The following is a 26,433-nucleotide window of genomic DNA, read 5'->3' as shown; positions in this document are numbered from 1 at the left end:
GGTCACTCCAACCAGACCAAACCCAGACGCTTACATTGCAGCATCAACGGGCGCAAGAACAAAAAGGGAACTTTTTGGGGATTTGCACAGGCATTACGGCCATCGCCCAATCAGGCGCTCGCGCCCTTTGCCTTCGGCCTCCGCAAATGCTCGTCCAGCCGCGGCATGATCTCGACGAAATTGCAGGGGCGCGTGCGGTAGTCGAGCTGCGCGGCGAGGATACCGTCCCAGCCGTCGCGGCAGGCGCCGGGCGAGCCGGGCAGGCAGAAGATGAAGGTGGCGCCGGCCACGCCCGCGGTGGCGCGGCTCTGGATGGTCGAGGCGCCGATCTTGGCGTGGCTCAGCATGTGGAAGGCGATCGAGAAACCGTCCATCCGCTTCTCGAACAAGGGCTCGACCGCCTCCGGTGTCACGTCGCGGCCGGTGAAGCCGGTGCCGCCTGTCGTGATGACGGCATCGACGCCGTCATCGGCGATCCAGCGGCGGATCACCGCGCGGATCGCCTCGACATCGTCGGTGACGATCTCGCGTGCGGCGAGCTTGTGGCCGGCCGAGGTCAGGCGATCGGCGAGCGTGGTGCCGGATTTGTCGTCGGCGAGCGAGCGGGTGTCGGAGATGGTCAGCACCGCGATGTTGAGCGGGATGAAGGTTTTGGATTCGTCGATGGACATGTTGATCATCCTCGCGTCCCGGACGCGGGGCAGCGCGTCAGCGCTGCTCCGCAGGGCCGGGACCCATTCTACAACTCGGCTCCGCTATGGGCCCCGGAACAGCAGCGCACCGCTTCGTGCTGCGCTGCATCCGGGGCACGAGAGCTCACAACTGCCCTGCCCCGAACGTGTTACAGGCCTGCACGTTGCCCTGCTTGTAGCCGGTCATGAACCATTGCTTGCGCTGCGCGGCGGAGCCGTGGGTGAAGGAGTCGGGCACCACGCGGCCCGTGGCCTGGCGCTGCAGCGTGTCGTCGCCGATCGCGTTTGCGGTGGTCAGCGCGGCGTCGATGTCGCCTTGCTCGAGGAAGCCCGGCCGCTTCTTCTCCTCACGGTTGACCCAGACGCCCGAGAGGCAATCGGCCTGCAGCTCGACCTTGACCTGCAGCGCGTTGGCTTCCGCCTTGCTGCCGGCCTGCTGCTGCAGCCGGTTCACGCGCGGGATGATGCCGAGCAGGTTCTGGATGTGATGGCCGGCCTCATGCGCGATAATGTATGCCGCGGTGAATTTGCAGGCGTTGCCCGAGCAACCGCGAAAGCGGGTCTCGACCTCGCGGAAGAAGCCGGTGTCGAGGAAGATGGTCTTGTCCGGCGGACAATAGAACGGGCCCATCGCCGACTGCGCCATGCCGCAGCGACCGCCATTGGTGGCGTTGCGGAACAGCACGATCTTCGGACCGGTATAGGATTGCCCCGAGGCCTGGAAAATCTCGCTCCAGCGGTCGTCGATTTCACCCAGGATGCCGGCGATCATGCTGCCCATCTCGTCGGTCGGCGCGCCGCGCTTGACCTGACCGCCCGACGACTGGCGGTCGGTCTGGTAGGTCGGGGCCTGGCCGCCGCCGGTCAGGATCTCGGCGCCGCCGATCAGGATGCGCGGGTCGATGCCGAAGGCATAGCCGAGCAGGCCGAGCACGATGATGGTGCCGATGCCGAGCCCGCCCCCGCCGCCCATCGGGATACCGAATCCGCCGCCACCGCCTCCGCCACCGCTGTCGTCGCGACGGTCTTCTATATCGTCGCTGCGGCGGAAGTCATCGTAACGCATGGCGGTTTCCCCTCATTCCAGTCCGTGATGCAACGCGGCACAGACGTAAAATTTCCATTCCGTTAATCAATAGCCTGCCCGGCAAAAATTGCCTAGTGCGGTGAGCCACCGTTCTGCACGATCGGATACGTCGAAAAGAAATTTTCGGAAGACGAATTCAGCCGCCGTTCACATCGGCCGATGTCGTGCGCGCACGCGCAAGTGCTGCAGCACAAGGCGAATGCGTGCGCTTCACACGCGCGCGAAAGATCATGACAATCTCACACGCGAGGATTTCCAATTAAGTCGATTTTTACTTTGCCGGGTCAAGGTGTGGCCAGTCGGTTGTTTAGTCCCGCGTCGCCGACAGCGTCGCCTGAGTCAGAGTTCTTGAGTCATGGTAGTGTCGCGTCGCGGGGCGTCTGCAAAGGCGCCCCGCACTAAATTTGAGAGTGCCCCCTCGAGCCGAATCGTCATTGGCGATTGCGTGGCCGAGATGTCGAAGCTGACACCCGGCTCGGTCGACCTGGTGTTTGCAGACCCTCCCTACAATCTGCAGCTCAAGGGCGATCTCAAGCGCCCCGACGAGTCGCATGTCGATGCCGTCAATGACGACTGGGACAAGTTCTCGTCGTTTGGCGCCTATGACGATTTCACGCGCGCCTGGCTGCTCGCCTGCCGCCGCATCATGAAGCCGTCAGCGACCTTGTGGGTGATCGGCTCCTATCACAACATCTTCCGCGTCGGCGCGATCATGCAGGACCTCGGGTTCTGGCTGCTCAACGATATCGTCTGGCGCAAGACCAATCCGATGCCGAATTTCCGCGGCCGCCGCTTCACCAACGCGCACGAGACCATGATCTGGGCCGCGCGCGACGAGAAGGCCAAGGGCTATACGTTCAACTATGAAGCGCTGAAGGCCGCCAACGAGGACGTGCAGGCACGTTCCGACTGGCTGATCCCGCTCTGCACCGGCGAAGAGCGCCTGAAGGGCGATGACGGCAAGAAGGTGCACCCGACGCAGAAGCCCGAGCAATTGCTCGCGCGCGTGCTGCTGTCGTCATCAAAGCCCGGCGATCTCGTGATCGATCCCTTCAACGGCACCGGCACCACGGGTGCGGTGGCCAAGCGTCTCGGCCGCAACTATATCGGCTTCGAGCGCGACAGGACCTATGCCGCCGCGGCAGAAGCGCGCATCGCCGCGATCGAGCCGCTGCCGGAAGCAACGCTGGCGCCGTTCATGACCGCGCGCGAAGCGCCCCGCGTCGCCTTCTCCGAGCTGATCGAGCGCGGCATGATCATGCCCGGCGCGAAACTCGTCGACGCCAAGAAGCGCCACGGCGCGCTGGTCCGCGCCGACGGCGCCATCATGCTCGGCGACAAGGTCGGCTCGATCCACCGCATCGGCGCAGTCGCGCAGGGCTCCGGCGCCTGCAACGGCTGGACCTACTGGCACATCGAGACCAAGCAGGGGCTGAAGCTGATCGACGAGCTGCGTGCGGAGATCCGCTCGGGGATGGCGGGATAATCTTGTAGGATGGGTGGAGCGCAAGCGATACCCATCACCTTCGTGCCGCATCGTGAGATGATGGGTATCGCTACGCTCCGCCCATCCTACGATTCAGAGATTTGCAGATCGATCTTGTAGGGTGGGCAAAGCGAAGCGTGCCCACCTTCACGAGCACGCCGAGAATGGTGGGCACGTCGCTTCGCTCCTTTGCCCACCCTACGATTCTTCCGCGTCATCTTGTCCGCATAGCTCCGATGACGGCGTGTTGAACGCGCCCGCCTTGCTGCCTATCTCAATCGGACGTACCCTCCTCACGTCAGCCAGCCCGATGGGGCGTCCGATGCAAAAGCAATCAGAGAGTTTGCTGCTGGTGCCGCTGCTGCCGATCTTCCTGGTCGGCATGTTTCCGATCCTGCTGATCGGCCTGCTCGGCTTCATCGGCCTTGCGATGTTCGGCGTGCTCCTGGTTTCGGTCGGGCTGACCTCGGGCCTCGAGGCGCACAGCCATTTCAACGAAGAAATCATCGTCCACGGCTTTGCGCGCAACGCCGAGCGGGGGATGCAGGCCTCCGACCTGCAGCAGGCGACGCATTTTGCGGTGCTGCTGGAGATCGCGGGGCTTGCGCTGATCATCGCCGGCGCCGTCGGCTTTTGTTATTTCGGCTGACCTCAATTGCAGGACCGCGCGGCGCGCGCAGCTGCCTCACGGACTCGTCGGTTGCGGAGCGCGACAAAATTTGCGCATGACAGGCGGCCTCACCTCAAGGAGACCCCTTTCATGCTCAAATTCTATTTCAACGGTTCGCCGAACCCGACCAAGGTCGCGCTCTTCCTCGAGGAGTCCGGATTGCCGTTCGAGCCGATCGCCGTCGACACCCGCAAGGGCGACCAGTTCAAGCCGGACTATCTGAAGATCAACCCGAACGCCAAGGTGCCGGCGATCGACGACAACGGCACTATTGTCTTCGACTCCAACGCGATCCTGCTCTATCTCGCCGAGAAGACCGGCAAATTCCTCCCCGCCAACCGCGCCGAGCTGCTGTCCTGGCTGATGTTCGTCGCAACCGGCGTCGGGCCGTATTCGGGACAGGCGGTGCACTTCAAGCATTTTGCGCCGAAGGAGCAGAATCACGACTACGCCCACAACCGCTATCAGTACGAGACCGATCGCCACTACAAGATTCTCGACGGCCACCTCGCTGGTCGCAAATACATGGTCGGCGATGCCTATTCGATCGTCGACATGGCGCTGTGGGGCTGGGCGCGGATGGTGCCGTTCAAGCTCGGCGACGGCGCGTTTGCCAACTATCCGAACGTCAAGCGCCTGGTCGACGAGATCTCCGCGCGGCCGGCAGCAGCCAAGGCCGTCGCGCTGAAGGACAGGTTCACCTTCAAGGCCGAGATGGACGACGAGGCCCGCGGCAACATGTTCAAGCACATGACGACCAAGGTCGCCTGATCCGTTCGCTCATCCGACAACACAACGGCGCCCTCGCGGGCGCCGTTTTTCGTTTGATCGTCACCCCGCGGCGAGCTTGCGCGCTTCCGGAAACGGGCCGAGCACGCGCTCGACCAGCGTCGAGTCGCAATATTCCTTGATCTGCTTGATCTTGCCGTTCTCGACCTTGAACACCAGGCAATAGTGGTTGTCGTAGCGCTGGCCTGACTTGGTGACATTGTCGCCGCGCGCTTCGACCGCGACGAAATCGCCGTCGGCGATGAAGTTGAAGGCGAGTGTCCGCGGCCGCTCGGCGAAGAACGAGCGGAAGTGCCCCATCAGGCCGTTGTTGATGGCGTCGCGTCCCCTGAATTCATGTGACCAGGAGTATTGCCCGGTCACGACCCAGCTCGCATCCTCGGCGAGACTGTCGACGAAGGTCGTTCCGCTGCGGTTGGCGGAATCGGTGAAGACTTGCTGGATCAGCTTCTTGTTGTCGGCGGCGCTCATGACGGCTCTCCATGGGTTGACGCACCATCCTTGCCGCGCGGCCACACATTCTTCCAATCGATAGTTGATATGATATATATTCACCTGATGAATTTGAATTCGCTTGACCTGAATCTGCTGGTGGCGCTTGACGCGCTGCTGAGGGAAGCCAGCGTCAGCCGCGCGGCGATGCGGCTGCATTTGTCGCAGCCGGCGACCAGCCACGCGCTGCAGCGGCTACGCGATCTGATCGGCGATCCCCTGCTGGTGCGCAACGGCACGCGGATGGAGCTGACGCCGCGGGCGCAGGCCCTGCGTGCGCCGCTGGCGCAGGCGCTCGACCAGGTGCGATCGCTGTTCGTGCCTGACGAATTCGACGCGATCAGCAGCGAGCGGCATTTCCGGCTGATGATGCCGGATCTCGCGGTCGAGCTGTTGATGCCGCCCCTGATGGCGAAAGTGACGCGCAGCGCGCCGAACGTCACGATCGACGTGGTGCCATGGCGGGGGCCGGCGATCTTCACGCCGGACTTCGCGCGAACCATCGATCTCGTGATCTCGATCGGCAACGCCTTCAAGGGATTTCACCGCCAGCAGATCTACACCGACCGCGACGCGCTCGCGGTGCGGCGCGGCCATCCGCTCGGCACGAAGCTTGCGAAGCGCGAGACGTTCCTCAATGCGCGACATGTCGCGGTGGTGATCCGCGGCCAGAACGAGGACCTGATCGACACCTGGCTGCGCTCAAAAGGCATCGAGCGGCGGATCGCGCTGGTGGTGCCGGGCTATATCGAGGCGCTGCACGTCACCGCGCGCACCGACCTCGTCGCCTTCGTGCCGCGCCGGCTGATCGCGGCGCTATCCAAGCAATTGTCGCTGGTGACGGTGCCGCCGCCGCTCGATCCCGGGATCGACGAGCAGCACATGTTCTATCCGACGCGGGCGCAGATGGACCCGGGCTCGATCTGGCTGCGAAGGCTGGTGCTGGAGACGGGGCGGGAGCTAGAGGGGAAGAAAACGTAACTCTCCACATCGTCGTCCCGGCGAAGGCCGGGACCCATTACCCCAAATGGGATTTGTTGCACGACGCTGGGGCCACAGCGCACTCCTACAACACGACTCGGTGGTAATGGGTCCCGGCCTTCGCCGGGATGACACCGAGTTTGTAGCCCACGCTTCCGTTCCTTGAGCTACGCCTTCTGCTCCGCCAACACCTTCTGCACAGCCGACCGCTGCTCCATCCGCTCGCGATGGGCCTTCACCTTCGGCAGCGTCGCGATGTCGACGCCGTCGCCGTCGAGCCAGGTGGTCAGCGTGTAGAGATAGGGATCGGCGATCGTGTAGCTCTCGCCCATCACCCAGGGGCCCGCGAGCATGTCGCGCTCGATCAGGCCGAAGCAGGCGCCCATGGTCTTCGGGATCATCCGCTTCATGTCGGCGAAGGTGCTCTCCTCCGTCGCCCAGCGCGCGCCGCGCATCTTGTGGGCGTGGTTCACATGCACGGTGGAGCAGAGATAGGAGTTGAAGGCCTGCACCTTGGCGAATTCGAAGGCGTCGTCGAGCGGCGCAAGCTTCGCCTGCGGATAGGTCTGCGCGATATAGGCCAGCATCGCCGGCGTCTCGGTCAGCACGCCGCGGTCGGTCACCAGCGTCGGCACCCGGCCCTTCGGATTGATCTTCAGATATTCCGGGCTGTTCTGCTGGTTGCTCTTGAAGTCCAGCTTCACGGTCGTGTAGTCCGCGCCGGCCTCGGCCAAGGCGATGTGGGACGCGAGCGCACAGGTGCCGGGGGCGAAATAGAGTTTTAGCATGGTGATGTCCTCTCGAGGCCTTGCCGGCCCTTGCTTTTTAATTTGACGCGTTTTCTTCACGCGAACCGGAATCCACTTCGCTCGAAAACGCTACGATTGGCGCGCGGAGGTTATCGGGGCGGCCGCGAACCGTCCATCCCTACCCTAAAGCGCTAACCCTTCGCGGTTGCCCACAACGCCGCTGCCGTGCCATGACCGGGCCGATTGAGAGGATTTGCCATGACCGTATTGATCGCAGGTGGCGGAATTGGCGGGCTGACGCTGGCGCTCAGCCTGCACCAGATCGGCGTGCCCTGCCGCGTGTTCGAGAGCGTGCCGGAGCTCAAGCCGCTCGGCGTCGGCATCAATGTGCTGCCGCATGCGGTGCGCGAACTGATCGAGCTCGGCCTGCATGACGTGCTCGACGCCTCGGCGGTGCGGACGAAAGAACTCGCCTTCTTCTCCAAGCACGGCAAGCCGATCTGGAGCGAGGCGCGCGGGCTCGAGGCCGGCTACAAATGGCCGCAGTTCTCGATCCATCGCGGCCGGCTGCAGCAGATCCTGCTCGACGCCGCGACCGAGCGGCTGGGCGCCGGCAACATCCTGACCAGCCATCACCTGACCGGCTGGACCGAAACCAGTGACGGCGTGCGCGCCGACTTCATCGACAAGGCGACCGGCAAGGCGGCGGGATCATATGAGGGCACGATCCTGATCGCGGCCGACGGCATCCATTCGGCGGTGCGCGAGAAGCTCTATCCGCAGGAGGGACCGCCGATCTGGAACGGCCGCATCCTCTGGCGCGGCATTACGCGCAGCGACGCCTTCCTGACCGGCCGCACCATGATCATGGCCGGCCACGAGATCCTGAAATTCGTCTGCTACCCGATCTCCAAGCAGGCGGGCGCGGACGGCAAGTTCGACATCAACTGGGTCGCCGAGCGCCACATGCCGCCGACCTATCAGTGGCGCCGCGAGGACTACAATCGCACGGCAAGGCTGGAAGAATTCTTGCCGTGGTTCGAGAGCTGGAATTTCGACTGGCTCGACGTGCCCGGCCTGATCCGCAACTGCCCGCATTCCTATGAGTATCCGCTGGTCGATCGCGATCCCGTCTCGCAATGGACGTTCGGCAAGGTCACGCTGATGGGCGATGCCGCGCATCCGATGTACCCGATCGGCTCCAACGGCGCCTCGCAGGCGATTCTGGATGCGCGCGTGCTGACGCGTGAGATTCTGGCGCATGGGCCGACGAGCGCGGCCATGCTCGCCTATGAGGCCGAGCGGCGGCCGGCCACCACTGATCTGGTGATGCTGAACCGCCGCAACGGCCCGGAGCAGGTGATGCAGCTCGTCGAGGAGCGCGCGCCCGAGGGATTCAATGTCGTCACCAACGTGCTGTCGCAGCAGGAGCTGGAAGACATCGCCGCCAACTACAAGCGCGTCGCCGGCTTCCAGGTCGAGGCGCTGAATGCCAAGCCACCGATCGTGCTGCGCGGCGTGAGGCGCGCACGCTGAGCTCCCTCGCCCCGCTCTTGCGGGGAGAGGGTTGGGGTGAGGGGCTTCCATCCGGCGAGCAGAGCGGTTGTAATTAGCTTCGTGCCTTGCCCCTCACCCGAATTCTCGCTTTGCGAGAATTCGACCTCTCCCGGCGGAAGAGCGGGGAGAGGTGAAGGAACACGCGTCGCACTAGCGCAACGCCCGCGCGGCCTCGACCAAGCGGATGCTGCTCGATGCGGTCGCAAGCAGCGTGCCGTCTTCGCCGGTCAATCGTCCCTCGACGAACGCAATGGTCTTGCCGAGCTGGGTCACCGTCGCCTCGCCGGTGATCGGGCCGGGCTTGGCGGGTGCCAGGAAATTCACCGTCATGGTGATGGTCGTGGTGAAGAGCCGACCCTCGGTCATCACGAACACCGCCGGCCCCATCGTGTCGTCAAGCATGGCCGAGAGAATGCCGCCCTGGATAAAGCCGGCCGGGTTGCAGAAGTCCGGCTTGCCGTCGAAGGCGAGCCGGATCCAGCCCTCCTCCGAGCGCGCGTCGAGCAGGCGCCAACCAAGCAGCCTGGCGCAGGGCGGTGCGGGGATATTGTCGAGCGCGGTTGCGACCATGGCGAGCCTCCGTTTGGCAGTCGTCTTAGCTGATCCCTGCTGCCAGCATTCTGTCAGCAGCCAAAGCTTGCGGGTGCGGGCTGCAGCGGCTAGCAATCTCCTCAGTGTCGGTTGCACTGGAACTGCCGTGTTGAAGCAATTCGGTCAGGATATCTGGATCGCGGACGGGTCCAACGTCGCCGTCGCCGGATTTCATTATCCCACCCGGATGGCCGTCATCAAACTGTCGGACGGCAGCCTCTTCATCTGGTCGCCGATCAGGCTCACGGACGATCTGCGGGCCGAGGTGGATGCGCTCGGCAGCGTGCAGCACATGATCGCGCCCAATTCACTGCACCATTTGTTTCTCGGGGAATGGCAGCGCGCCTACCCCGCCGCCACGCTCCATGCTCCGCCAGGCCTGCGAAAGCGGCGCAAGGACATCGCCTTTGATGTCGATCTCAAGGATGCGCCGAGCGCGGATTGGGCCGCCGAGATCGACCAGATCGCGATGCGGGGCAATCTGATCACGACGGAGGTCGTGTTCTTCCACGTCAGGAGCGGGACCGTGCTGTTCACCGATCTGCTCCAGCAGCTTCCTGCGGCCTCACTCTCCGGCTGGCGGGCCATAGTGGCGAAGCTGGACCTCATGACCGGCCCCGAACCGTCGGTGCCGCGCAAGTTTCGTCTCGCATTCGTCAACCGCCGCGCCGCGCGCAACGCCTTGCAGCGCATCCTCGCATGGCCCGCCGAGAGAGTGCTGATGGCCCACGGAACGCCCGTGGAAAGCGATGCCGGCACATTCCTGCGCCGCGCGTTCGGTTGGCTCACCGGATAACGCCTAGAGATCCAGCGCGTGCGCAATCACCTTGCGCATGACGTTCGGCAGCGCCTCTTCCGCCAGCGTCGCGACCTTGACCCAGCGCGTGCCCTCGGGCGCCCGCGTGCGTGCCGGGACGCTCGCCGTGTAGACCACGAGTTCGAGCGGAAAATGCGTGAAGACGTGGGTGACGACGCCGGCCTTGCGATGCCAGCGCGCGATGCCCTTCAAGTCCGGCGCCTGCGCCAGCGCGGCCTTGTCCTCGTGGCCCGCGAGCCAATCCGATCCCGGCACCTCGGTCATGCCGCCGAGCAGGCCTTTCTCGGCGCGCGAGCGCACCAGCAACTCATCGCCGCGCGTCACCACGAAGGCGGCGCCGCGGCGTTGGGTGCCGGTCTTCTTCGGCGCCTTGCGCGGAAACGTCTCCTGATCGCTGCGCGTGCGCGCCGCGCAATCGTCATTGAGCGGACAGAGCGAGCAGGCGGGCTTCTTAGGTGTGCAGATCGAGGCGCCCAGATCCATCAGCGCCTGCGCGCTGTCGCCGGCGCGAGACTTCTCGTCGCCGGCGCGGGACCGGCCGAGCAGCGTAGCGGCCAGCTCCTGAATTCGCGGCTTGGCCTGCGGCAGCGGCTCCTCGACCGCGAACAGGCGCGACACCACGCGCTCGATATTGCCGTCGACGGGCATGGTGCGGCGATCGAACGCGATCGCTGCGATCGCCGCCGCCGTGTACGGCCCGATCCCCGGCAGCGTCCGCAGGCCCTCCTCGGTATCAGGAAAGACGCCGCCATGGTCACGCATCACCGCGGCCGCGCAGGCGTGCAGGTTGCGCGCCCGCGAGTAATAGCCGAGCCCGGCCCACATCCTCAAAACGTCGTCCTGCGAGGCGCGGCCGAGCGCCGACACGTCCGGCCAGCGCGTCACGAATTTCTCGAAAAAGGGGCCGACTGCCTTCACCGTGGTCTGCTGCAGCATGATCTCCGACAGCCAGACCCGATAGGGATCAGCCAGTTCCCCCGGCATCGCCCGCCACGGCAGCCGCCGGCGATGCCGGTCGTACCAGGCGAGCAGAAGCGCCGGGCGGTCGGCCGGCGCCTGCCGGTGTTTGGTCCTTGTGGCTGCTGAAGAACTCATGGGATCAAGTTAGCGTAGCAGAAATCTGCCCACGTCATGCCCGGGCTTGTCCCGGGCATCCACGTCTTTCTTTCTCGGGCAAGCTAAGACGTGGATGGCCGGGACAAGCCCGGCCATAACGGCGGGAGCGTGCTATAAGCCCGGCCATGAAACCCGGCCCGATCAGCGCAAAACCCCTGTCGATCCTGCTCAGCGACGTCTTCACCGACGCCTATGCCAAGCAGGGCTTTGCCGCGCGCGAACTGGTGACGCGCTGGAACGAGATCGCGGGCGAGCGGATCGCTGCCTTCTGCGAACCGCTGAAGATGCAATGGCCGCGGCCGGTGGAGGGGCAGCCGCAGGAACCGGCGACGCTGGTGCTGCGGGTCGAGGGGCCGATGGCGCTGGAGATCCAGCACTCCTCCGACGTGATCCTGGAGCGGGTCAACCGCTTCTTCGGCTGGCACGCGGTCGGCCGGCTGACCATCCGCCAGGCCCCGCTGTCGCGGCGCGACCGGCCAAAAACCCCGCGCACGCCGGATGCCAAGACGGTGGCCAAGGTCTCCGAGACTCTGGGGGCCGTGGAGGACGACGATCTGCGCGCAGCGCTGGCCCGGTTAGGGGCCTCAATCAAGCGAAATTGACGCTTTTTCATAGGGGTGCGGCCGCGACCCGGCATTGCCACAATGGTCGTGTTGAGCTAGCGAAGGCTTCCTTTTCGGAACCCTCTTTTCGGCGTGAGACGCGCCAATCCGGGAGCTGACCTTGATCATCACGCGCCGCGCTTTCACCACCGCTCTCTCGCTGACCGGGCTGGCCGCCCTCGCCGGCCTGTCCCCGCTGCGCCTGATCTCGGAGGCTTTCGCCCAGAGCGCCGCCGAGGTGGCAAAACCGCAGTCGCTGCCCGACATGGCGCTGGGCCCGCAGAACGCCACCGTCACCGTCACCGAATACGCCTCGATGACCTGCCCGCACTGCGCCAATTTCAACGAGACCGTGTTCCCCAAGCTGAAGTCGACCTATATCGACACCGGCAAGATTCGCTACGTGTTCCGCGAATTCCCGCTCGACATCAAGGCCGCCGCCGGCTCGATGCTGGCGCGCTGCATCGCCAAGGATGACGCGCCGAAATTCTATGCGGTGATCGACTTGCTGTTCCGCCAGCAGAACGACTGGGTGGTGAAGAACACCACCGAGACGCTGACGCGGATCGGCAAGCAGGCCGGCCTCAGCCAGCAGCAGGTCGAAGACTGCCTGAAGGACCAGAAGCTGCTCGACAAGATCGCCGCCGATCAGAAGTTCGCCAACGAGGTGCTGAAGGTCAACTCGACCCCGACCTTCTTCATCAACGGCGAGATGGTGAAGGGCGAGACCTCGTTCGAGGAATTCAGCAAGAAGATCGATTCGCTGTTGAAGAGCTGATCGCTCGCGCACCCGCCGATTGACATCGCGCCGACTCGCCCTGCGAGCGGCGCGATTTTTTTGTGGATGAATTGCGATCGCGATGCGCGCAAGCGCCACAATTCGCTGTTGAAAACCTGATTCGCTAGAACCGGATTCTTACGGCCGGTTCGCACTGCAAAACCCTTGGGAAAAGCCGCGTCAAGCGGTTGCTCTCATGCTCGCGCATCTCCATTGTCCCGCTCCATGAAAGCTGCCAGCAGCTATTCAGCCCCGACACCGACATTGCCATCATCCATGGTATTGTCACGGCAGGGAGATTCGCGCCCGGCCAAGCGAGATTTGTGTACATGAAGCTCACGCGCCTCCGCCTCCACGGTTTCAAGTCGTTCGTCGAACCCACCGACTTCATGATCGAGCCGGGCCTGACCGGCGTCGTCGGACCGAACGGCTGCGGCAAATCCAATCTCGTCGAAGCGCTGCGCTGGGCGATGGGCGAGACCTCGCACAAATCGCTGCGCGCCGCCGACATGGACGCGGTGATCTTCGCCGGTTCCGGCAACCGTCCGGCGCGCAACCACGCCGAAGTGACGATGACGATCGACAATTCCGATCGCTCGGCGCCGGCGGCGATGAACGACAGCCAGATTCTCGAAATCTCCCGCCGCATCGAGCGCGAGGCCGGCTCGGTCTATCGCATCAACGGCCGCGACGTTCGTGCAAGGGACGTGCAGATCCTGTTCGCCGATGCCGCGACCGGCGCGCGCTCGCCCGCCCTCGTCCACCAGGGCAAGATCGGCGAGATCATCCAGGCGAAGCCCGAGCAGCGCCGCCGCGTGCTGGAAGATGCCGCCGGCGTCGCCGGCCTGCATGCCCGCCGCCATGAGGCGGAACTGCGGCTGAAGGCGGCCGAGACCAACCTCACCCGCGTCGAGGACGTGATCGGCCAGCTCACCGGCCAGATGGACGGATTGAAGAAGCAGGCGCGCCAGGCAATCCGCTACCGCGAGGTCGCAGCCAAGGTGCGCAAGTCCGAGGCCATGCTGTTCCATCTGCGCTGGCTCGAGGCGCATGCCGACGTCAACGACGCCGCGCACACCCATGACCTCGCCGTGCGCGAGATGGCCGAGCGCACCCGCGAGCAGGCGGAAGCCGCGCGCATCCAGGCGATCCGCGCCTCCGAGCTGCCTGCGCTCCGCGATGCGGAAGCCCGCGCCGCCGCCGGTCTGCAGCGCCTGACCAATGCCCGCGAGCTTTTGGACCGCGAAGAGCAGCGCGCCAAGGAGCGCGTCAGCGAGCTCGATCGCCGCCTCACCCAGTTCGCGGCCGACATCGCCCGCGAGCAGCAGCAGACTTCGGATGCCGACATCGCGCTGCAGCGGCTCGACACCGAAGACGCCGAGCTGAAGGAGGAGATCAAGTCGCGCGTCGAGAAGCGCAGTGGCGTCGACGAGCGCGTGGCAGAAGCCGAGGCGATCCTCGCCGCGACCGAGCGCCAGTTCGCCGACCTCACCACGCAGCTCGCCGACCTCACCGCCAGGCGCAACCAGCTCGAAGCCGGCGTGCGCACGCATCGCGACCGCCTGGCGCGGCTCGATCAGGAGATCGCGAACGTCCAGGCCGAGGAGCAGAAGCTCGCCCAGGAGACCGGCAATCTCGGCGACATCGACGCACTCGCCGCGACGATGGAAGGCGCTCAGCAGGCGCTGATGGAATCGGAAGCCGCGGTGCAGGCGAGCGAGGCGCATCACGCCGCCGCGCGGCAGACGCTGGAGTCCTCGCGCTCGCCGCTGGCCGAAGCCGAGAAGCGCGTGCAGCGGCTCGAGACCGAGGCGCGCACCATCTCCAAGCTGGTCAACAGCGAGACCAAGAATCTGTGGCCGCCGATCATCGACGGCATCACGGTCGCCAAGGGCTATGAAAAGGCGATCGGCGCCGTGCTCGGCGACGATCTCGATGCGCCCGTCGATCCCTCCGCGCCGATGCGCTGGACCAACGCTGGCAACACCGGCGAGGATCCGGCGCTGCCCGAAGGCGTCGAGCGTCTTGCCGATCACGTGCAGGCCCCGCCGGAACTGGCGCGGCGTCTTGCGCAGATCGGCGTCGTCTCCAAGGACCGCGGCGCGGCGCTGGTGTCGCAGCTCAAGACCGGCCAGCGGCTGGTGTCGCTCGAAGGCGACGTCTGGCGCTGGGACGGTTTTGTCGCGGATGCGCATGCGCCGACCGGCGCGGCCCGCCGTCTCGCCGAACGCGCCCGCCTGGTCGATATCGAGCACGAGCTTGAGCAGGCCCGTACCGATGCCGCTGCCAAGCGGCAGGCGCTCGAGACGGCGGAAGCCGAGCTGCGCTCTGCATCCGCCGCCGAAGCCGCGTCCCGCGAGGCCGTCCGTGCCGCTCGCCGCGAGGCCGATGCCGCGCGCGAGCGCCATGCCGCGACCGAGCGCGAGATCAACCGTCACGCCGCGCGCAAGTCGGCGCTGACCGAAGCCCACACCCGTCTCGCCGCCGATCGCAGCGAGGCCGAGGCCGGCTATGAAAGCGCCGAGGGCGCGCTGGCCGAGCTGCCGCCGAGCGGCGAGACCGAGGCTCAGCTGGCCGCGGTCCGTGGCGAGATCGACAATCACCGCCGTGGCGCCGCGCAGGTGCGCGCCGAGGCGCAGGCGCTGGCTCGCGAGGCCGAGCTCGCCGACCGCCGCGTGCAGGCGATCCTCGCCGAGCGCAGCGAGTGGCAAAACCGCAAGACCAGCGCCGCCTCGCAGGTCGGCACCATCGAGGAGCGCATCGCCGAAGTCTCGCTCGAGCGCGAGGAGCTGGCCAATGCGCCGGAGGTGTTCGCCGAGAAGCGCAGCGCGCTGATCACGGAGATCGAGCACGCCGAGAGCGACCGCCGCGTCGCCGCCGATGCGCTCGCGATGGCCGAAGCCGCGATGGCGGAGACCGACCGCGCCGCGAAGCATTCGCTCGAAGCGCTCTCCAGCGCCCGCGAAGGCACCGCGCGCGCCGAGGAGCGCATGGAAGGCACCCGCCGCCGCCTCGCCGACATCGAGCGCGAGATCCACGACATGCTCGAGGTCGAGCCGCAGGCCGTCGCCGGCCTCGCCGAGATCGAGCCGGGCGCCGAGCTGCCGCCTGTCGGGCAGATCGAGGAGGAGCTGGAAAAGCTGCGCCGCGACCGCGAGCGCCTGGGCGCCGTCAACCTGCGCGCCGAGGAAGAGCTGAAGGAAGTCGAGACCCAGCACACCGCGCTGACGACCGAGCGCGACGACCTCGTCGAGGCGATCAAGCGGCTGCGCCAGGGCATCCAGAGCCTCAACAAGGAAGCGCGCGAGCGCCTGCTGACCTCGTTCGAGACGGTCAACGCCCACTTCAAGCGTCTCTTCACCGAGCTGTTCGGTGGCGGCGAAGCGGCGCTGCATCTGATCGAGAGCGACGATCCGCTGGAGGCCGGTCTCGAAATCATCGCCAAGCCGCCGGGCAAGAAGCCACAGACGCTGTCGCTGCTCTCGGGCGGCGAGCAGGCGCTGACCGCGCTGGCACTGATCTTCGCGGTGTTCCTGACCAACCCCTCACCGATCTGCGTGCTGGACGAAGTCGACGCGCCGCTCGACGACCACAACGTCGAACGGTTCTGCAGCCTGCTCAACGAAATGACCGGCTCGACCGAGACGCGCTTCATCATCATCACGCACAATCCGATCACGATGGCGCGGATGAACCGCCTGTTCGGCGTCACCATGGCCGAGCGCGGCGTCTCGCAACTGGTCTCGGTCGACCTGCAGGGCGGGTTGGATATCCTCGACCAGAACGTGGCGTAGGATTGCACATGAGCGGGTGATGTCATGACGTCACCCGACCTGCCGGCCGAACTGCGCGCCGCACTCAACAGCAAGCTCGAAGGCCTGTCGCGCAATGACGCTGCGGCACGGGCCACAGCGATCTCCGAGACCTATCGCGCCGGCGGCGGCTCCGGCGGCACCATCCGATCCGAGACCGATGCGCTGGCCTACGCGCTGGCACGGATGCCGGCGACCTATGCCGCCGTGGTCGCAAGCCTCAATGCGCTGAGCGAGATCCGGCCTGACTTTGCGCCCACGAGCCTGCTGGATGTCGGCGCCGGGCCGGGCACGGCGAGTTGGGCGGCAGCGGAAGCGTTCGCGTCGCTGCAGGATTTCACCTTGCTCGATGCGAACGAGGCCCTGCGCACGCTGGCGCTCGACCTCACGCGCAGGAGCCACCGCCTGCGCGGCCTCAGCTACGACCTCGGACACGCCCGCACCTACGTCGCCCATGCCGACGCGGCCGATCTCGTGATCGCGAGCTACGTGATCAATGAGCTCAGTGACGACGAACGCATCGCGCTCACCGATGCGATGTGGGCCAAGACAAAGGACACGCTGCTGGTCGTCGAGCCCGGCACGCCCGCCGGATATCAACGCATCATCTCCCTCCGCGCACGATTGATCGCCGCCGGCGCCCATGTCGCGGCGCCCTGCCCGCACGATGGCACCTGTCCGCTGGTGGCGCCCGACTGGTGCCATTTCTCGCAGCGCCTGCAGCGCTCGCGCGCGCACAAGCAGGTCAAGGGCGCGGATGCGCCGTTCGAGGACGAACGGTTCGCCTATGTGGCGCTGACGCGCGCGCCGATCGCGCAGCGCCGCTCGCGCGTGCTGGCGCAACCGGACGTCGGCAAGGTCGAGATATCGGCGAAGCTCTGCTCGGCGGATGGCGTGGCCGTCACAAAGGTGCCGCGTCGGGACAAGTCCCGCTATGCCAGCGCACGCCGTTGGAGGTGGGGCGATGCGGTGACCGTCGAATAAGTTTCGTGCCCCGGATGCTGCGCAGCGCGCCGCCCCTTGCGGCGTGGTGCGCTGCCGATCCGGGGCCCATCGTCTCGGGCAGCGTGGGTCCCGGCTCAGCGGTGCACCGTCAAGAGACGCTGCACCGCGTCCGGGACACGAGACCGGTGTTGAACTATTCTGCCTCCATCACCGACCAACACCTGCCCACCTCTTCCCGGCGGGCTGCCGCCTGCCCGGTTTTGGGCTACGGTGCCGCCGTTTCGTCCCATCAGGAGCTGCCCTGCCATGTCGACCAGTTGGATCGTTATCGGCGTCATCGTCATTCTCGTGCTGTTTGCGTTCGGCGCCTACAACCGCCTGGTGGCGCTGAGCCAGCGGGTCGGCCAGGCCTTTGCCGACATCGACGTCCAACTCAAGCAGCGCCACGACCTGATCCCGAACCTGGTCGAGACCGTGAAGGGCTACGCCTCGCACGAGCGCGGCACGCTGGATGACGTGATCAAGGCGCGCAATTCGGCGATGTCGGCACAGGGGCCGGCGCAGGTCTCCGCCGCCGAGAACCAGCTGTCCGGCGCGCTCGGCCGGCTGATCGCGCTGTCGGAGGCCTATCCGGACCTCAAGGCCAACGCCAACTTCCAGCAGCTCGCCGGCGAGCTCTCCGATCTCGAGAACAAGATCGCGGCGAGCCGCCGCTTCTTCAACAACGCGGTCCAGGAATACAACACCGGCATCCAGCAGCTGCCGGCCGCGCTGTTCGCCGGCATGTTCGGCTTCACCCGCAAGGAGTTCTTCGACCTCGGCGCCAGCCGCACCGAAGTCGAGGCCGTGCCGAGCGTGAAGTTCTGAGCCTGCGATAGCGCAAAGCAGCCCGCCATGGCCGCCTACGGTCTCTACACGCATATCGCATCGAACAAGTTTCGTTCGATGCTGCTGCTCGCGGGCCTGTTCCTGCTGATCTACGTGCTGGTCTATGCCGGCGCGCTGATCGCCGAGGTGATGATCAACAGCAACCGCACGGTCGCCTATTATCTGACGCACGCCTCGCAAGACCTGATCAAGGCGGCTCCCTTCGCGACGATAGCCGCCGTGGTGTGGATCATCATCGCCTATTTCTTCCACCAGAACATGATCGACGCCGTCACCGGCGGCGAGAGCGTGACGCGGCAGCAGGAGCCGCGGCTGTATAATCTGCTGGAAAATCTCTGCATCTCGCGCGGCATCCCGATGCCGAAGCTGAAGGTGATGGACTCGCCGGCGTTGAACGCGTTCGCGGCCGGACTCAACCGCCGGCAATATTCCATCACGGTCACCACGGGCCTCTTGAAGGCGCTGAACGACCAGGAAATCGAGGCCGTGCTCGGCCACGAGCTCACCCACATCAAGAACGGCGACGTGCAGCTGATGGTGGTCGCCGTGATCATCGCCGGCGTGGTCGGCTTCTTCGGCGAATTGTTCTTCCGCGGCTTCACAAATCTGTCGTGGAACTCGACCGGCAGGGGCTGGTCGTCCTCGTCGTCCTCCTCTTCGCAGTCGTCGTCCTCGGACCGCGACAGCAAGAGCTCCGGCGGCGGCGCGATCATCGTCGTCATCATCGCGATCGCGCTGATCATGGTGGCCTGGCTGATGTCGCAGCTTGTGAAACTGGCATTGTCGCGTTCGCGCGAGTTCCTGGCCGATGCCGGCTCGGTCGAGCTGACCAAGAATCCCGACGCCATGATCTCGGCGCTGCGCAAGATCGAGAACCGCGGCGAGCTCGAGGGCGCAACCTCGGCGGTGATGGAACTGTGCGTCGACAACCCGCGCGAGGGTTTTGCCGATCTGTTCGCGACCCATCCCTCCGTGCAGTCCCGCGTCGATGCGCTGGTGAAATATGCCGCCGGCCACGATCCGGGCCCGCTGGCGCTGCCCGATGAGACGTCCGACGAGACCGAGGCCGAGGGCGAGCAACCCACGGAAGGCGACCAGCCGCCCGCCGTGCCGCACCACGGCCCGTGGGGCGATGCCACGACGGCGCCGACCACTCCGCCGCCGCCCGTTCCCCAGCCCACGAGGGACCCGTTGGGTCCACTGGGCCCGCTGCGGGGTCCTCTCGGCGGCCCACTCGGCGGTCCTTGGGGCCCGCACCGCTGATTGCGGCACATTGCGCTCCGAGATTAACAAAATTCCCACCAAACCCGCGACCGGTGCCTTAAAGAATTGAATTCCCCCTTGTTTCTGCCATGTTCGCGCCCAAAGCAGATACGGGGACTTACCGATCGCCCTCGCGGTCGGGGGGCGCGTTGAGGGATTTCCATGGCAAAGCCAGTCGTGATCGTGGTGGGCGCTGACAAGGGCGGGGTCGGCAAGACCACCGTGTCCAGAACGCTGCTGGACTATTTCAGCGCCAACAATGTCCCGACCCGGGCGTTCGACACGGAATCGCCGCGCGGCACCCTGAAGCGCTTCCACCCCGACATCACCGAGATCGTCGACATGACGACGACCGCGGACCAGATGAAGATCTTCGATACGCTCGGCACCGGATCGTCGGTGACCGTGATCGACGTCCGCGCTGGCCTGATGTCGCCGGCGCTGGCCTCGCTCCGGGACATCGGCTTCCTCGATGCCGCCCGATCCGGCCAGATCACCTTCGCGGTGTTCCACATCCTCGGTCCCTCGATCGCCTCGCTGGACGAGATCGCCGAGACCTCGAGCTTCATGACCGGCGCGAAGTATTTCCTGGTCAAGAACTTCATCAACGACACCCAGTTCTTCCAGTGGGACCAGTCGACCTACAATTCCTATTTCCACCGCATCAAGGAAGCGACCGACCTCACGATCCCCAAGCTCAACGAAATGGCCTATGAGCAGGTCGAGGTCTCCTCGGTGCCGTTCCTGAAGTTCGTCGCCAACAAGGGGATGAACGACGACGCCGCCAACTACTCCTTCGTGCTGCGCGGCTATGTCCGGCACTGGCTGGCCAACGTCTGGAGCGAGTACGACCGGATCAAGCTGACCGACCTGGTCGGCGCCAAGTCGACCACCCGCTCGGGCGAAAAATAGTCCCGCGAAAAATAGTCGCCGACGGGGCCGCGATGGGGCTGGATCAGGCACGAAATTGGCCTGATATAGCTGATGATGTCCGTCACGCCCGTCTACATCATCTGCTCCCCTCGCCCGCAGGTCGGCAAGACGCTGCTGGCGCGGCTGCTGAGCGAGTTCCTGCTGCTCAAGAACGGCACGGTCACCTCCTTCGACATCAATCTGAAGGAGCCCTCGCTGCTCGACTACCTGCCGCGCACGACCGAGACGGCCGACGTGATCGACACCTACGGCAAGATGCAGCTGATGGACCGCGTCATCGTCGATGACGGCGTCGCCAAGGTGATCGACCTCGGCTACCACGCCTTCGACGAATTCTTCAAAATGTGCGACGAGATCGGCCTGATGAAGGAGGCGCTGCGCCGCCGCGTCGCGCCCGTCATCCTGTTCGTCGGCGACACCGACCGCGTCTCGGCGCGCGCCTATGAGATGCTGCAGCAGCAGATCCTGCCGAATTCGCTGGTCGTGGTCGACAACGAATTCGTCGTCCGCGGCGAGCTGCCGCCGGCGATGGCCCGCGGCCGCAGGCTCGCGCTCCGCGCACTGCCGGTGTTCCTGAAGACCTATATCGACCGGCTGAACTTTTCGTTCACCGGGTATCTGCGGCAGGAAAAGGATTCCTCCACCGAGCTGCATCAGTGGATCCGGCGGAATTACACCACGTTCCGCGATCTCGAGATCAGCGTGATGCTGCAGCGGTCTTGATTGTCATCCCGGCGAAGGCCGAGACCCATACGCCGCAGCAGAAGTTGTGATGGGGAGTCCCCCCATCGTCGTCCTGACGAAAGTCAGGACCCATAACCACCGAATTCAGTCGTGCAAGGGATCGTGGCCCCAGCGCTGCGCAGCAATTCGCAGTTGGGGTAATAGGTCCTGGCTTTCGCCAGGACGACGAATGTGTGGCACGCGTCATCCGCAATCGCTTAAGCCGTAGGGTGGGCAAAGGAGCGTAGCGACGTGCCCACCATTATCGGCGTGCTCGTGATGGTGGGCACGCTGCGCTTTGCCCACCCTACGGCAGTTTCTCAGTCTACGGCATTTAGCAAATCATGCAGGTCAATCGCCTGCGGGTCATTCAGCACGACCCTCTCATCAGCAACGTAGACCAACTCGAACCGCCCTCCGTCGTGATCAATCGTTCGCGCTCCGTCAAGCACGGCGAGAAGCCCGAATAGTGTGGCATGCACTCCAGTAGCTATGACGTCATTGACGAGCTTGGCCTCCTCAGCTGACAGAGCGTTGTACCACTCCGAGAGAGCCCTCACTTGAAGAGATACACCTCTGCCAGGCGGGTTCTTCAGATTGGCAATCGTGTCCTCAATGGCCGCGTCCCTCACGTGGCGCTTGAGGGCCTCGACAAACTCGTTGCTAGTCACCCTGCTCCTCCTTTAGAGGGCCTCCGATTGGAGCGAGAGGCTACTTCCGCAAATTTGGCTGATAGTGGAATGCGCGGAGACTCCCCCTCACCCGGATCGCATTAACATGCGATCCGGCCTCTCCCCGCAAGCGGGGCGAGGCGAAGGGAGATCAATGCCCCTCGAACGTCATCAGCGTCCGCACCGGCACGTCCATCGCGCGGAGTTTCGCCGCGCCGCCGAGGTCGGGCAGATCGACGATGAAGCAGGCGGCGACGACGTTGGCGCCGATCTGGCGCAGCAGCTTGACTGCGCCCTCGGCGGTGCCGCCGGTGGCGATGAGGTCGTCGACCAGGATGACGCGCTCGCCGGGCTGCACGGCATCGGCGTGCATCTCCATCTCGTCGATGCCGTACTCCAGCGAATAGGCGATCCGCACCGTGGTGTGCGGCAGCTTGCCCTTCTTGCGGATCGGCACGAAGCCGGCGGAGAGCTGATGCGCGACCGCGCCGCCGAGGATGAAGCCGCGCGCCTCGATGCCGGCGACCTTGTCCACCTTCGAGCCGGCCCAGGGATGCACCAGCTCGTCGACCGCGCGGCGGAACGCGCGCGCGTCCGCGAGCAGCGTGGTGATGTCGCGGAACAGGATCCCCTTCTTCGGGTAGTCCGGGATGGTGCGGACGGAGGATTTCAGATCGAGGTCAAACGTCATGGTCTCGCAATCCTCAGTTGGCCTTCACATTGAGCCGGAACGCATTCTCCACGATGCGCAGGCCCACCTCGCCGCCGAGCGACATCAGCGACTCCGGGTGGAACTGCACGCCGCCGACCGGCAAACTCTTGTGCTCGATCGCCATCGCGACACCGTCTTCGGTGGTCGCGGTCACGTCAAGCACGTCGGGCACGCTATCGCGCTCGACATAGAGCGAATGATAGCGGCCGATCGTGATCTCGTTGGGCAGATTCTGCATCAGCTTGCCGCCGCGCACCAGCACGCGCGAGGGCCGGCCATGCGCGGGCTGGCCGAGCTGACCGAGCTGGCCGCCGAAATATTCCCCGATCGCCTGCAGGCCGAGGCAGACGCCGAACACCGGCAGCTTCTTGTCCAGCGCGGTGCCGATGGTTTTCGAGATACCAAAGTCCTCGGGACGGCCGGGACCGGGCGACAGCACCAGCAGGTCCCACTTTTTTTCGAGCATGGTCTGCGCGTGGATGTGCCTGACCACGGTGACGTTGGCGCCGACCTGGCGGAAGTAATCGGCCAGCATGTGCACAAAGCTGTCGTCATGGTCGATCAGCAGCACGTTCTTGCCGGAGCCGGTGGCGTCGGGTGCGATATCCGACAGCGGCTTCGGCGGATCGCCGCGCAGCGCCTGGAACAGTGCCGCCGCCTTGACCTGGCATTCGCGGTCTTCGGCCGCGGGATCAGAGTCAAAGAGGCAGGTCGCGCCGACGCGCACCTCGGCGAGGCCATCCTTCATCCTGATCGTGCGGATGGTGAGGCCGGTATTGATGCTGCCATCGAAATTCACCGCGCCGATCGCGCCGGCGTACCAGCGCCGCGACGAGCGCTCGTGATCCTCGACGAACTGCATCGCCCACAATTTCGGCGCGCCCGTCACCGTCACCGCCCAGGCGTGGGTGAGGAAGGCATCGAGCGCATCGAAGCCCGGACGCAGCATGCCCTCGACGTGATCGACCGTGTGGAACAGTTTTGAGTAGGTCTCGATCTGCCGGCGCGCCAGAACCTTGATAGTGCCGGGCACGCAGACGCGCGCCTTGTCGTTGCGGTCGACGTCGGTGCACATGTTGAGCTCGAACTCGTCCTTCTCCGAGTTCAGGAGCTTGCGGATCTGCTCGGCATCGCCGATCGAATCCGAGCCGCGCGCGATGGTGCCCGAGATCGGGCAGGTCTCGACCCGGCGGCCGTCGGAGCGCACGAACATCTCGGGCGATGCCGACACCAGGAATTCGCCATGGCCGAGATTCATCAGCGCGCCATAGGGCGACGGGTTGATGCGGCAGAGCCGCTGGAACACTTCGGCCGGCGAGCGCTCGCAGGGCTCGGCGAACAATTGCCCGGGCACTGCCTCGAACAAATCACCGCGCGCGAATGCGGCGCGCGCGACCTCGACCGTCGCCTGATATTCGCCGGGCGCGTGATCGGCAAAGCCCTGCCGGGGCGATTTGGCGTAGACGCTCTCGGCGGTGTCGTGCGATAGCCCCGCGGTCGTCTTGCCCTTCCAGGCGAAATCGTAAGCCAGCACCACGCCGCGGCCGGTGGCGCGGTCATAGGCGAGCAGGCGGTCGGGCACGTAGAGCACGATGTCGCGCTGGTCGGCCTCGCGGGCGCGCCTCTGCACGAGGTCCTCGATCTGGAACACGAGGTCGTAGGCGAAGGCGCCGAACAGGCCCTGCAGCGGATCGGCGTTGGAGGCGAACGCCGCGATCAGGTCGCGCACCAGCGACATCACGCTGGCGCGGCGGGTGCGCTGGTCTTCCTCGACCGGCGCCTCGCCGCGGATGATGTGGCCGGAGAGCTCCCGGGCGCTCTTCTCCGTGATCACCACGCAGGGCTCGCGCAGGACGTCGCCGAGGAACGCGATCAGCACCTCGCCGCGCTTGTTCAGCGCGCGCAGCGAGAATTTCGTCCCCGTCGTCTCCAGCACCAGCGGCGGATCAGCGAAGCCGAGGTCGAAGCTCTCGTAGCGGCCGGGCACCGTGGTGCCCGACGACAGCACGACGCCGGGACGGCGATCGAGCAGGTTGATGAGGTCATCGAGCCGGTTGGCGCCGCCGGTGAACTGCTCGGCGGTGCGCACGACCGCAAGGCCGCTCGAGGTGAGGTATTCGCTCTTGGCCGGCAGGGAGAAGACTGTCCTGTTCATGTGATCCTCTTACGAAACTTGCCGAGGGGGCGCCACACAGGACAAACGAAGGAAGACCGTCGCACTGCGATGGCGACCTTCGACGATTGCTGGAAATGAAATCGCACCGGCCACCTATGAGGAGGTGGGCCACCAAAGACGGGATGGGCGGACGGCGGTGCTCATGGCCGCCTACTCACCATCCGGCGCGGGCGCTGTCAAGGGACGGCAAGCCGCCCTGCCTCGCACCATCGGGCGCTTTTGGGGTTTGAAAGGCCGCAAATCCGCGTAGGATTTGCCTGAACCGGCGGCTCTTCTTTGTTGTTTGAGCATGATCTTTTCGGAAAACCGCTTCACACTTTTCCGGATCATGCTCTAATCCGCCCAAAAAACAGACACGGAGGCGCGGATGGCGATTGTAGGTCTCGGCTATGCCGGGTTCGGCTCGGATGCACTGGACGACTGGCGGCAGTTCGGCACCGGCCTCGTCGGCCTGCAGGCGATCGAGCGCGGCAATTCGCTGCTCGCCTTCCGGATGGACGACCGCAAGCAGCGCATCGTGATCGACCGCGCGCTCGGCGAAGGCGCCCGCTTCTTCGGCTGGGAGATGGCTGACGCCGCAGCCCTCGACGCGCTGGCGGCGCGGCTGGAGCGGGCCGGCGTGGTCGTCACGACAGAGCCGGCGTCGCTCGCCGATGCGCGGCGGGTGCGCGGCCTGATCTCGTTCCATGATCCCGCCGGCAACCGGCTCGAAGCCTTCCACGGCGCGGAGATCGACGAGGCGCCGTTCAAGCCGGGCCGCTCGATCTCGGGTTTTCGCACCGGCCCGCAAGGCCTCGGCCACGCCGTGCTGACGGTCGAGCGCATCGAGCCTGTCATGGCGTTCTATACCGAATTGCTCGGCTTCAGCCTCAGCGACTACATCGAGAAGCCGTTCCGCGCCTATTTCTTCCACGTCAATTCGCGCCATCACAGCCTCGCGCTGATCGAGACCGGACAGAACGGCATGCATCATCTGATGGTCGAGCTGTTCTCGCTCGACGATGTCGGCCAGTCCTACGACGTCGCGATGAAGGAAGACCGCGTCAACGTCACGCTCGGCCGCCACACCAACGATCTGATGACGTCGTTCTACGCCAAGTCGCCGTCAGCTTTCATGGTCGAATGCGGCTGGGGCGGGCTCGAGATCGATCCGCAGAACTGGACGCCGGTCGAGATGCATGAAGGCCCGAGCCTGTGGGGCCACGAGCGCGTCTGGCTGTCCGCCGAAGACCGCGACGTCGCCCGCGAGATGCGCATGCGCGCCGCAGCCGAAGGCCGCCGCGCGCCGGTGCAGGTGATCGAGGGCAATTTCAAGCTGATGTCGGGCACGTGCCCGTGGTGGGACGGGGTGCGCGACAAGAATTGAAGTCGCGGCCTAATACGCCCCCACCTCATATCCGGTCACGCGGAATCCGGTGTCCGGGACATACCGGAATTCGAAGGTGAATTCCGAGTTGGCGTCGTGCCAGGTCAGCGCGCAGCGGCCCTCCGGCAGTGACAGCAGCTTGGCCGTGTGCAGGTGCTTGCGCATGAAGGGCGTGAACAGCGAGTCGTAGCGCTGGAGGAATTCGGCCTCGCTCTTGACCGGGCCGCTCTGCACATCGTGCTTGCCTTCCCCTGACCAGTACTCGACGGGAAAGGCGATCAGCTTGACGATGCGGGCCTTGTCGTTGGCGTTTGCGACACCTTCGAACTCGGTGCGGAAGGTCTGGAACTCCGGACTGTTGCACGCCGGATCCTTGGCCCAGGCAGGCGCTGCAGCCGCGGCCGCGAACAATGATGCGATCAGGATAACTTTGATCATGGATGGCTCGCCCCTTGATGCCGAACAGGCCACCGCGTCCCGCGTGGCCTGTCATGTGTCGCAGCGGCGCGCGGTTGCGTTCAGCCCGGATGCGTCTTG

The 26,433-nt window shown here is 65.4% G+C and carries 25 protein-coding genes; 15 read left to right on the top strand and 10 right to left on the bottom strand.

Going from position 1 to position 26,433, the window contains the following annotated elements; translation table 11 throughout:
* Nucleotides 1–110: 110 nt before the first annotated feature.
* Together moaB and ypfJ are read right to left on the bottom strand one after the other, a co-directional pair.
* Nucleotides 111–671 (bottom strand): molybdenum cofactor biosynthesis protein B, encoded by a 561-nt coding sequence (gene moaB / locus JQ604_RS34490; RefSeq protein ID WP_212365186.1) that lies wholly within the window; start codon nt 669–671, stop codon nt 111–113.
* 145 nt (nt 672–816) lie between these two features.
* Complete coding sequence (gene ypfJ / locus JQ604_RS34485) at nt 817–1,758, bottom strand: KPN_02809 family neutral zinc metallopeptidase (protein ID WP_212365185.1); 942 nt, start codon at nt 1,756–1,758, stop codon at nt 817–819.
* Nucleotides 1,759–2,134: 376 nt separating this feature from the next.
* On the opposite strand from ypfJ, the gene JQ604_RS34480 reads away from it, so the two are divergent.
* The 3 genes from JQ604_RS34480 (at nt 2,135) to JQ604_RS34470 (ending at nt 4,706) form a co-directional block, all read left to right on the top strand.
* On the top strand, nt 2,135–3,265 hold the full coding sequence (locus JQ604_RS34480; RefSeq protein ID WP_212365184.1) for a site-specific DNA-methyltransferase: 1,131 nt from the start codon (nt 2,135–2,137) through the stop codon (nt 3,263–3,265).
* Between the two features lie 322 nt (nt 3,266–3,587).
* Complete coding sequence (locus JQ604_RS34475; RefSeq protein ID WP_212365183.1) at nt 3,588–3,914, top strand: hypothetical protein; 327 nt, start codon at nt 3,588–3,590, stop codon at nt 3,912–3,914.
* 111 nt (nt 3,915–4,025) lie between these two features.
* Nucleotides 4,026–4,706: a glutathione S-transferase family protein gene (locus JQ604_RS34470; RefSeq protein ID WP_212365182.1), complete on the top strand. Its 681-nt coding sequence runs from the start codon at nt 4,026–4,028 to the stop codon at nt 4,704–4,706.
* A 60-nt stretch (nt 4,707–4,766) separates the two neighbouring features.
* On the opposite strand, the gene JQ604_RS34465 is transcribed toward JQ604_RS34470, so the two are convergent.
* Nucleotides 4,767–5,195: a nuclear transport factor 2 family protein gene (locus JQ604_RS34465; RefSeq protein WP_212365181.1), complete on the bottom strand. Its 429-nt coding sequence runs from the start codon at nt 5,193–5,195 to the stop codon at nt 4,767–4,769.
* An 87-nt stretch (nt 5,196–5,282) separates the two neighbouring features.
* Between JQ604_RS34465 and JQ604_RS34460 the strand changes: the two genes are divergently transcribed.
* Nucleotides 5,283–6,197, top strand: a complete 915-nt coding sequence (locus JQ604_RS34460; RefSeq protein ID WP_212365180.1) for a LysR family transcriptional regulator — start codon at nt 5,283–5,285, stop codon at nt 6,195–6,197.
* A 167-nt stretch (nt 6,198–6,364) separates the two neighbouring features.
* Here JQ604_RS34460 and JQ604_RS34455 read toward each other — a convergent pair whose 3' ends face one another.
* Complete coding sequence (locus JQ604_RS34455) at nt 6,365–6,985, bottom strand: glutathione S-transferase family protein (RefSeq protein ID WP_212365179.1); 621 nt, start codon at nt 6,983–6,985, stop codon at nt 6,365–6,367.
* Nucleotides 6,986–7,204: 219 nt separating this feature from the next.
* Here JQ604_RS34455 and JQ604_RS34450 point away from each other — a divergent pair, with 219 nt between their 5' ends.
* The gene (locus tag JQ604_RS34450; protein WP_212365178.1) at nt 7,205–8,482 is read left to right on the top strand and encodes a flavin-dependent oxidoreductase; all 1,278 of its coding nucleotides are present in this window, start codon (nt 7,205–7,207) and stop codon (nt 8,480–8,482) included.
* A gap of 171 nt (nt 8,483–8,653) precedes the next feature.
* Here JQ604_RS34450 and JQ604_RS34445 read toward each other — a convergent pair whose 3' ends face one another.
* Nucleotides 8,654–9,073: a PaaI family thioesterase gene (locus JQ604_RS34445; protein WP_212365177.1), complete on the bottom strand. Its 420-nt coding sequence runs from the start codon at nt 9,071–9,073 to the stop codon at nt 8,654–8,656.
* A 127-nt stretch (nt 9,074–9,200) separates the two neighbouring features.
* Between JQ604_RS34445 and JQ604_RS34440 the strand changes: the two genes are divergently transcribed.
* A complete protein-coding gene (locus JQ604_RS34440; protein WP_212365221.1) occupies nt 9,201–9,890 on the top strand; it encodes a DUF4336 domain-containing protein in 690 nt (229 codons plus the stop codon).
* A gap of 3 nt (nt 9,891–9,893) precedes the next feature.
* Here JQ604_RS34440 and mutY read toward each other — a convergent pair whose 3' ends face one another.
* Complete coding sequence (mutY, locus tag JQ604_RS34435; RefSeq protein ID WP_212365176.1) at nt 9,894–11,006, bottom strand: A/G-specific adenine glycosylase; 1,113 nt, start codon at nt 11,004–11,006, stop codon at nt 9,894–9,896.
* A gap of 146 nt (nt 11,007–11,152) precedes the next feature.
* Here mutY and JQ604_RS34430 point away from each other — a divergent pair, with 146 nt between their 5' ends.
* From JQ604_RS34430 to JQ604_RS34395, 8 genes are all read left to right on the top strand, one after another.
* Nucleotides 11,153–11,629 (top strand): DUF721 domain-containing protein, encoded by a 477-nt coding sequence (locus tag JQ604_RS34430; RefSeq protein ID WP_212365175.1) that lies wholly within the window; start codon nt 11,153–11,155, stop codon nt 11,627–11,629.
* Nucleotides 11,630–11,750: 121 nt separating this feature from the next.
* Nucleotides 11,751–12,407 (top strand): DsbA family protein, encoded by a 657-nt coding sequence (locus JQ604_RS34425; RefSeq protein WP_212365174.1) that lies wholly within the window; start codon nt 11,751–11,753, stop codon nt 12,405–12,407.
* 329 nt (nt 12,408–12,736) lie between these two features.
* Complete coding sequence (smc, locus tag JQ604_RS34420; RefSeq protein ID WP_212365173.1) at nt 12,737–16,201, top strand: chromosome segregation protein SMC; 3,465 nt, start codon at nt 12,737–12,739, stop codon at nt 16,199–16,201.
* A 24-nt stretch (nt 16,202–16,225) separates the two neighbouring features.
* Nucleotides 16,226–17,203, top strand: coding sequence for a small ribosomal subunit Rsm22 family protein (locus tag JQ604_RS34415; protein ID WP_212365172.1), 978 nt, complete (start codon nt 16,226–16,228; stop codon nt 17,201–17,203).
* 267 nt (nt 17,204–17,470) lie between these two features.
* On the top strand, nt 17,471–18,031 hold the full coding sequence (locus JQ604_RS34410; RefSeq protein ID WP_212365171.1) for a LemA family protein: 561 nt from the start codon (nt 17,471–17,473) through the stop codon (nt 18,029–18,031).
* A 27-nt stretch (nt 18,032–18,058) separates the two neighbouring features.
* Nucleotides 18,059–19,315, top strand: a complete 1,257-nt coding sequence (locus JQ604_RS34405) for a M48 family metallopeptidase (protein WP_212365170.1) — start codon at nt 18,059–18,061, stop codon at nt 19,313–19,315.
* Nucleotides 19,316–19,477: 162 nt separating this feature from the next.
* The gene (locus tag JQ604_RS34400; protein ID WP_212365169.1) at nt 19,478–20,227 is read left to right on the top strand and encodes a hypothetical protein; all 750 of its coding nucleotides are present in this window, start codon (nt 19,478–19,480) and stop codon (nt 20,225–20,227) included.
* A gap of 75 nt (nt 20,228–20,302) precedes the next feature.
* A complete protein-coding gene (locus JQ604_RS34395) occupies nt 20,303–20,971 on the top strand; it encodes a hypothetical protein (protein ID WP_212365220.1) in 669 nt (222 codons plus the stop codon).
* Nucleotides 20,972–21,291: 320 nt separating this feature from the next.
* On the opposite strand, the gene JQ604_RS34390 is transcribed toward JQ604_RS34395, so the two are convergent.
* The 3 genes from JQ604_RS34390 to JQ604_RS34380 form a co-directional block, all read right to left on the bottom strand.
* Nucleotides 21,292–21,642 (bottom strand): hypothetical protein, encoded by a 351-nt coding sequence (locus JQ604_RS34390; protein ID WP_212365168.1) that lies wholly within the window; start codon nt 21,640–21,642, stop codon nt 21,292–21,294.
* A gap of 151 nt (nt 21,643–21,793) precedes the next feature.
* The gene (locus JQ604_RS34385; RefSeq protein ID WP_212365167.1) at nt 21,794–22,333 is read right to left on the bottom strand and encodes an adenine phosphoribosyltransferase; all 540 of its coding nucleotides are present in this window, start codon (nt 22,331–22,333) and stop codon (nt 21,794–21,796) included.
* A 13-nt stretch (nt 22,334–22,346) separates the two neighbouring features.
* Nucleotides 22,347–24,509 carry an anthranilate synthase component I gene (locus JQ604_RS34380; protein ID WP_212365166.1) on the bottom strand — a complete coding sequence of 721 codons (2,163 nt, stop codon included), beginning with the start codon at nt 24,507–24,509 and terminating at the stop codon, nt 22,347–22,349.
* 388 nt (nt 24,510–24,897) lie between these two features.
* On the opposite strand from JQ604_RS34380, the gene JQ604_RS34375 reads away from it, so the two are divergent.
* Nucleotides 24,898–25,896 carry a VOC family protein gene (locus JQ604_RS34375; RefSeq protein WP_212365165.1) on the top strand — a complete coding sequence of 333 codons (999 nt, stop codon included), beginning with the start codon at nt 24,898–24,900 and terminating at the stop codon, nt 25,894–25,896.
* A 9-nt stretch (nt 25,897–25,905) separates the two neighbouring features.
* Here JQ604_RS34375 and JQ604_RS34370 read toward each other — a convergent pair whose 3' ends face one another.
* On the bottom strand, nt 25,906–26,334 hold the full coding sequence (locus JQ604_RS34370) for a hypothetical protein (protein ID WP_212365164.1): 429 nt from the start codon (nt 26,332–26,334) through the stop codon (nt 25,906–25,908).
* Between the last annotated feature and the right edge of the window lie 99 nt (nt 26,335–26,433).

Source organism: Bradyrhizobium jicamae (genome assembly GCF_018130695.1).
GTDB lineage: Bacteria > Pseudomonadota > Alphaproteobacteria > Rhizobiales > Xanthobacteraceae > Bradyrhizobium > Bradyrhizobium jicamae_B.
Note: the sequence above shows the minus strand (reverse complement) of the source record. Positions and strands in the feature narration are given on the sequence as shown.

What these genes read in the sequence shown, in the direction of transcription:
- moaB (WP_212365186.1), bottom strand. Translation starts at nt 671, where the DNA reads ATGTCCATCGACGAATCCAAAACCTTCATCCCGCTCAACATCGCGGTG.
- ypfJ (WP_212365185.1), bottom strand. Translation starts at nt 1,758, where the DNA reads ATGCGTTACGATGACTTCCGCCGCAGCGACGATATAGAAGACCGTCGC.
- JQ604_RS34480 (WP_212365184.1), top strand. Translation starts at nt 2,135, where the DNA reads ATGGTAGTGTCGCGTCGCGGGGCGTCTGCAAAGGCGCCCCGCACTAAA.
- JQ604_RS34475 (WP_212365183.1), top strand. Translation starts at nt 3,588, where the DNA reads ATGCAAAAGCAATCAGAGAGTTTGCTGCTGGTGCCGCTGCTGCCGATC.
- JQ604_RS34470 (WP_212365182.1), top strand. Translation starts at nt 4,026, where the DNA reads ATGCTCAAATTCTATTTCAACGGTTCGCCGAACCCGACCAAGGTCGCG.
- JQ604_RS34465 (WP_212365181.1), bottom strand. Translation starts at nt 5,195, where the DNA reads ATGAGCGCCGCCGACAACAAGAAGCTGATCCAGCAAGTCTTCACCGAT.
- JQ604_RS34460 (WP_212365180.1), top strand. Translation starts at nt 5,283, where the DNA reads ATGAATTTGAATTCGCTTGACCTGAATCTGCTGGTGGCGCTTGACGCG.
- JQ604_RS34455 (WP_212365179.1), bottom strand. Translation starts at nt 6,985, where the DNA reads ATGCTAAAACTCTATTTCGCCCCCGGCACCTGTGCGCTCGCGTCCCAC.
- JQ604_RS34450 (WP_212365178.1), top strand. Translation starts at nt 7,205, where the DNA reads ATGACCGTATTGATCGCAGGTGGCGGAATTGGCGGGCTGACGCTGGCG.
- JQ604_RS34445 (WP_212365177.1), bottom strand. Translation starts at nt 9,073, where the DNA reads ATGGTCGCAACCGCGCTCGACAATATCCCCGCACCGCCCTGCGCCAGG.
- mutY (WP_212365176.1), bottom strand. Translation starts at nt 11,006, where the DNA reads ATGAGTTCTTCAGCAGCCACAAGGACCAAACACCGGCAGGCGCCGGCC.
- JQ604_RS34430 (WP_212365175.1), top strand. Translation starts at nt 11,153, where the DNA reads ATGAAACCCGGCCCGATCAGCGCAAAACCCCTGTCGATCCTGCTCAGC.
- smc (WP_212365173.1), top strand. Translation starts at nt 12,737, where the DNA reads ATGAAGCTCACGCGCCTCCGCCTCCACGGTTTCAAGTCGTTCGTCGAA.
- JQ604_RS34415 (WP_212365172.1), top strand. Translation starts at nt 16,226, where the DNA reads ATGACGTCACCCGACCTGCCGGCCGAACTGCGCGCCGCACTCAACAGC.
- JQ604_RS34410 (WP_212365171.1), top strand. Translation starts at nt 17,471, where the DNA reads ATGTCGACCAGTTGGATCGTTATCGGCGTCATCGTCATTCTCGTGCTG.
- JQ604_RS34405 (WP_212365170.1), top strand. Translation starts at nt 18,059, where the DNA reads ATGGCCGCCTACGGTCTCTACACGCATATCGCATCGAACAAGTTTCGT.
- JQ604_RS34400 (WP_212365169.1), top strand. Translation starts at nt 19,478, where the DNA reads ATGGCAAAGCCAGTCGTGATCGTGGTGGGCGCTGACAAGGGCGGGGTC.
- JQ604_RS34395 (WP_212365220.1), top strand. Translation starts at nt 20,303, where the DNA reads ATGTCCGTCACGCCCGTCTACATCATCTGCTCCCCTCGCCCGCAGGTC.
- JQ604_RS34385 (WP_212365167.1), bottom strand. Translation starts at nt 22,333, where the DNA reads ATGACGTTTGACCTCGATCTGAAATCCTCCGTCCGCACCATCCCGGAC.
- JQ604_RS34380 (WP_212365166.1), bottom strand. Translation starts at nt 24,509, where the DNA reads ATGAACAGGACAGTCTTCTCCCTGCCGGCCAAGAGCGAATACCTCACC.
- JQ604_RS34375 (WP_212365165.1), top strand. Translation starts at nt 24,898, where the DNA reads ATGGCGATTGTAGGTCTCGGCTATGCCGGGTTCGGCTCGGATGCACTG.
- JQ604_RS34370 (WP_212365164.1), bottom strand. Translation starts at nt 26,334, where the DNA reads ATGATCAAAGTTATCCTGATCGCATCATTGTTCGCGGCCGCGGCTGCA.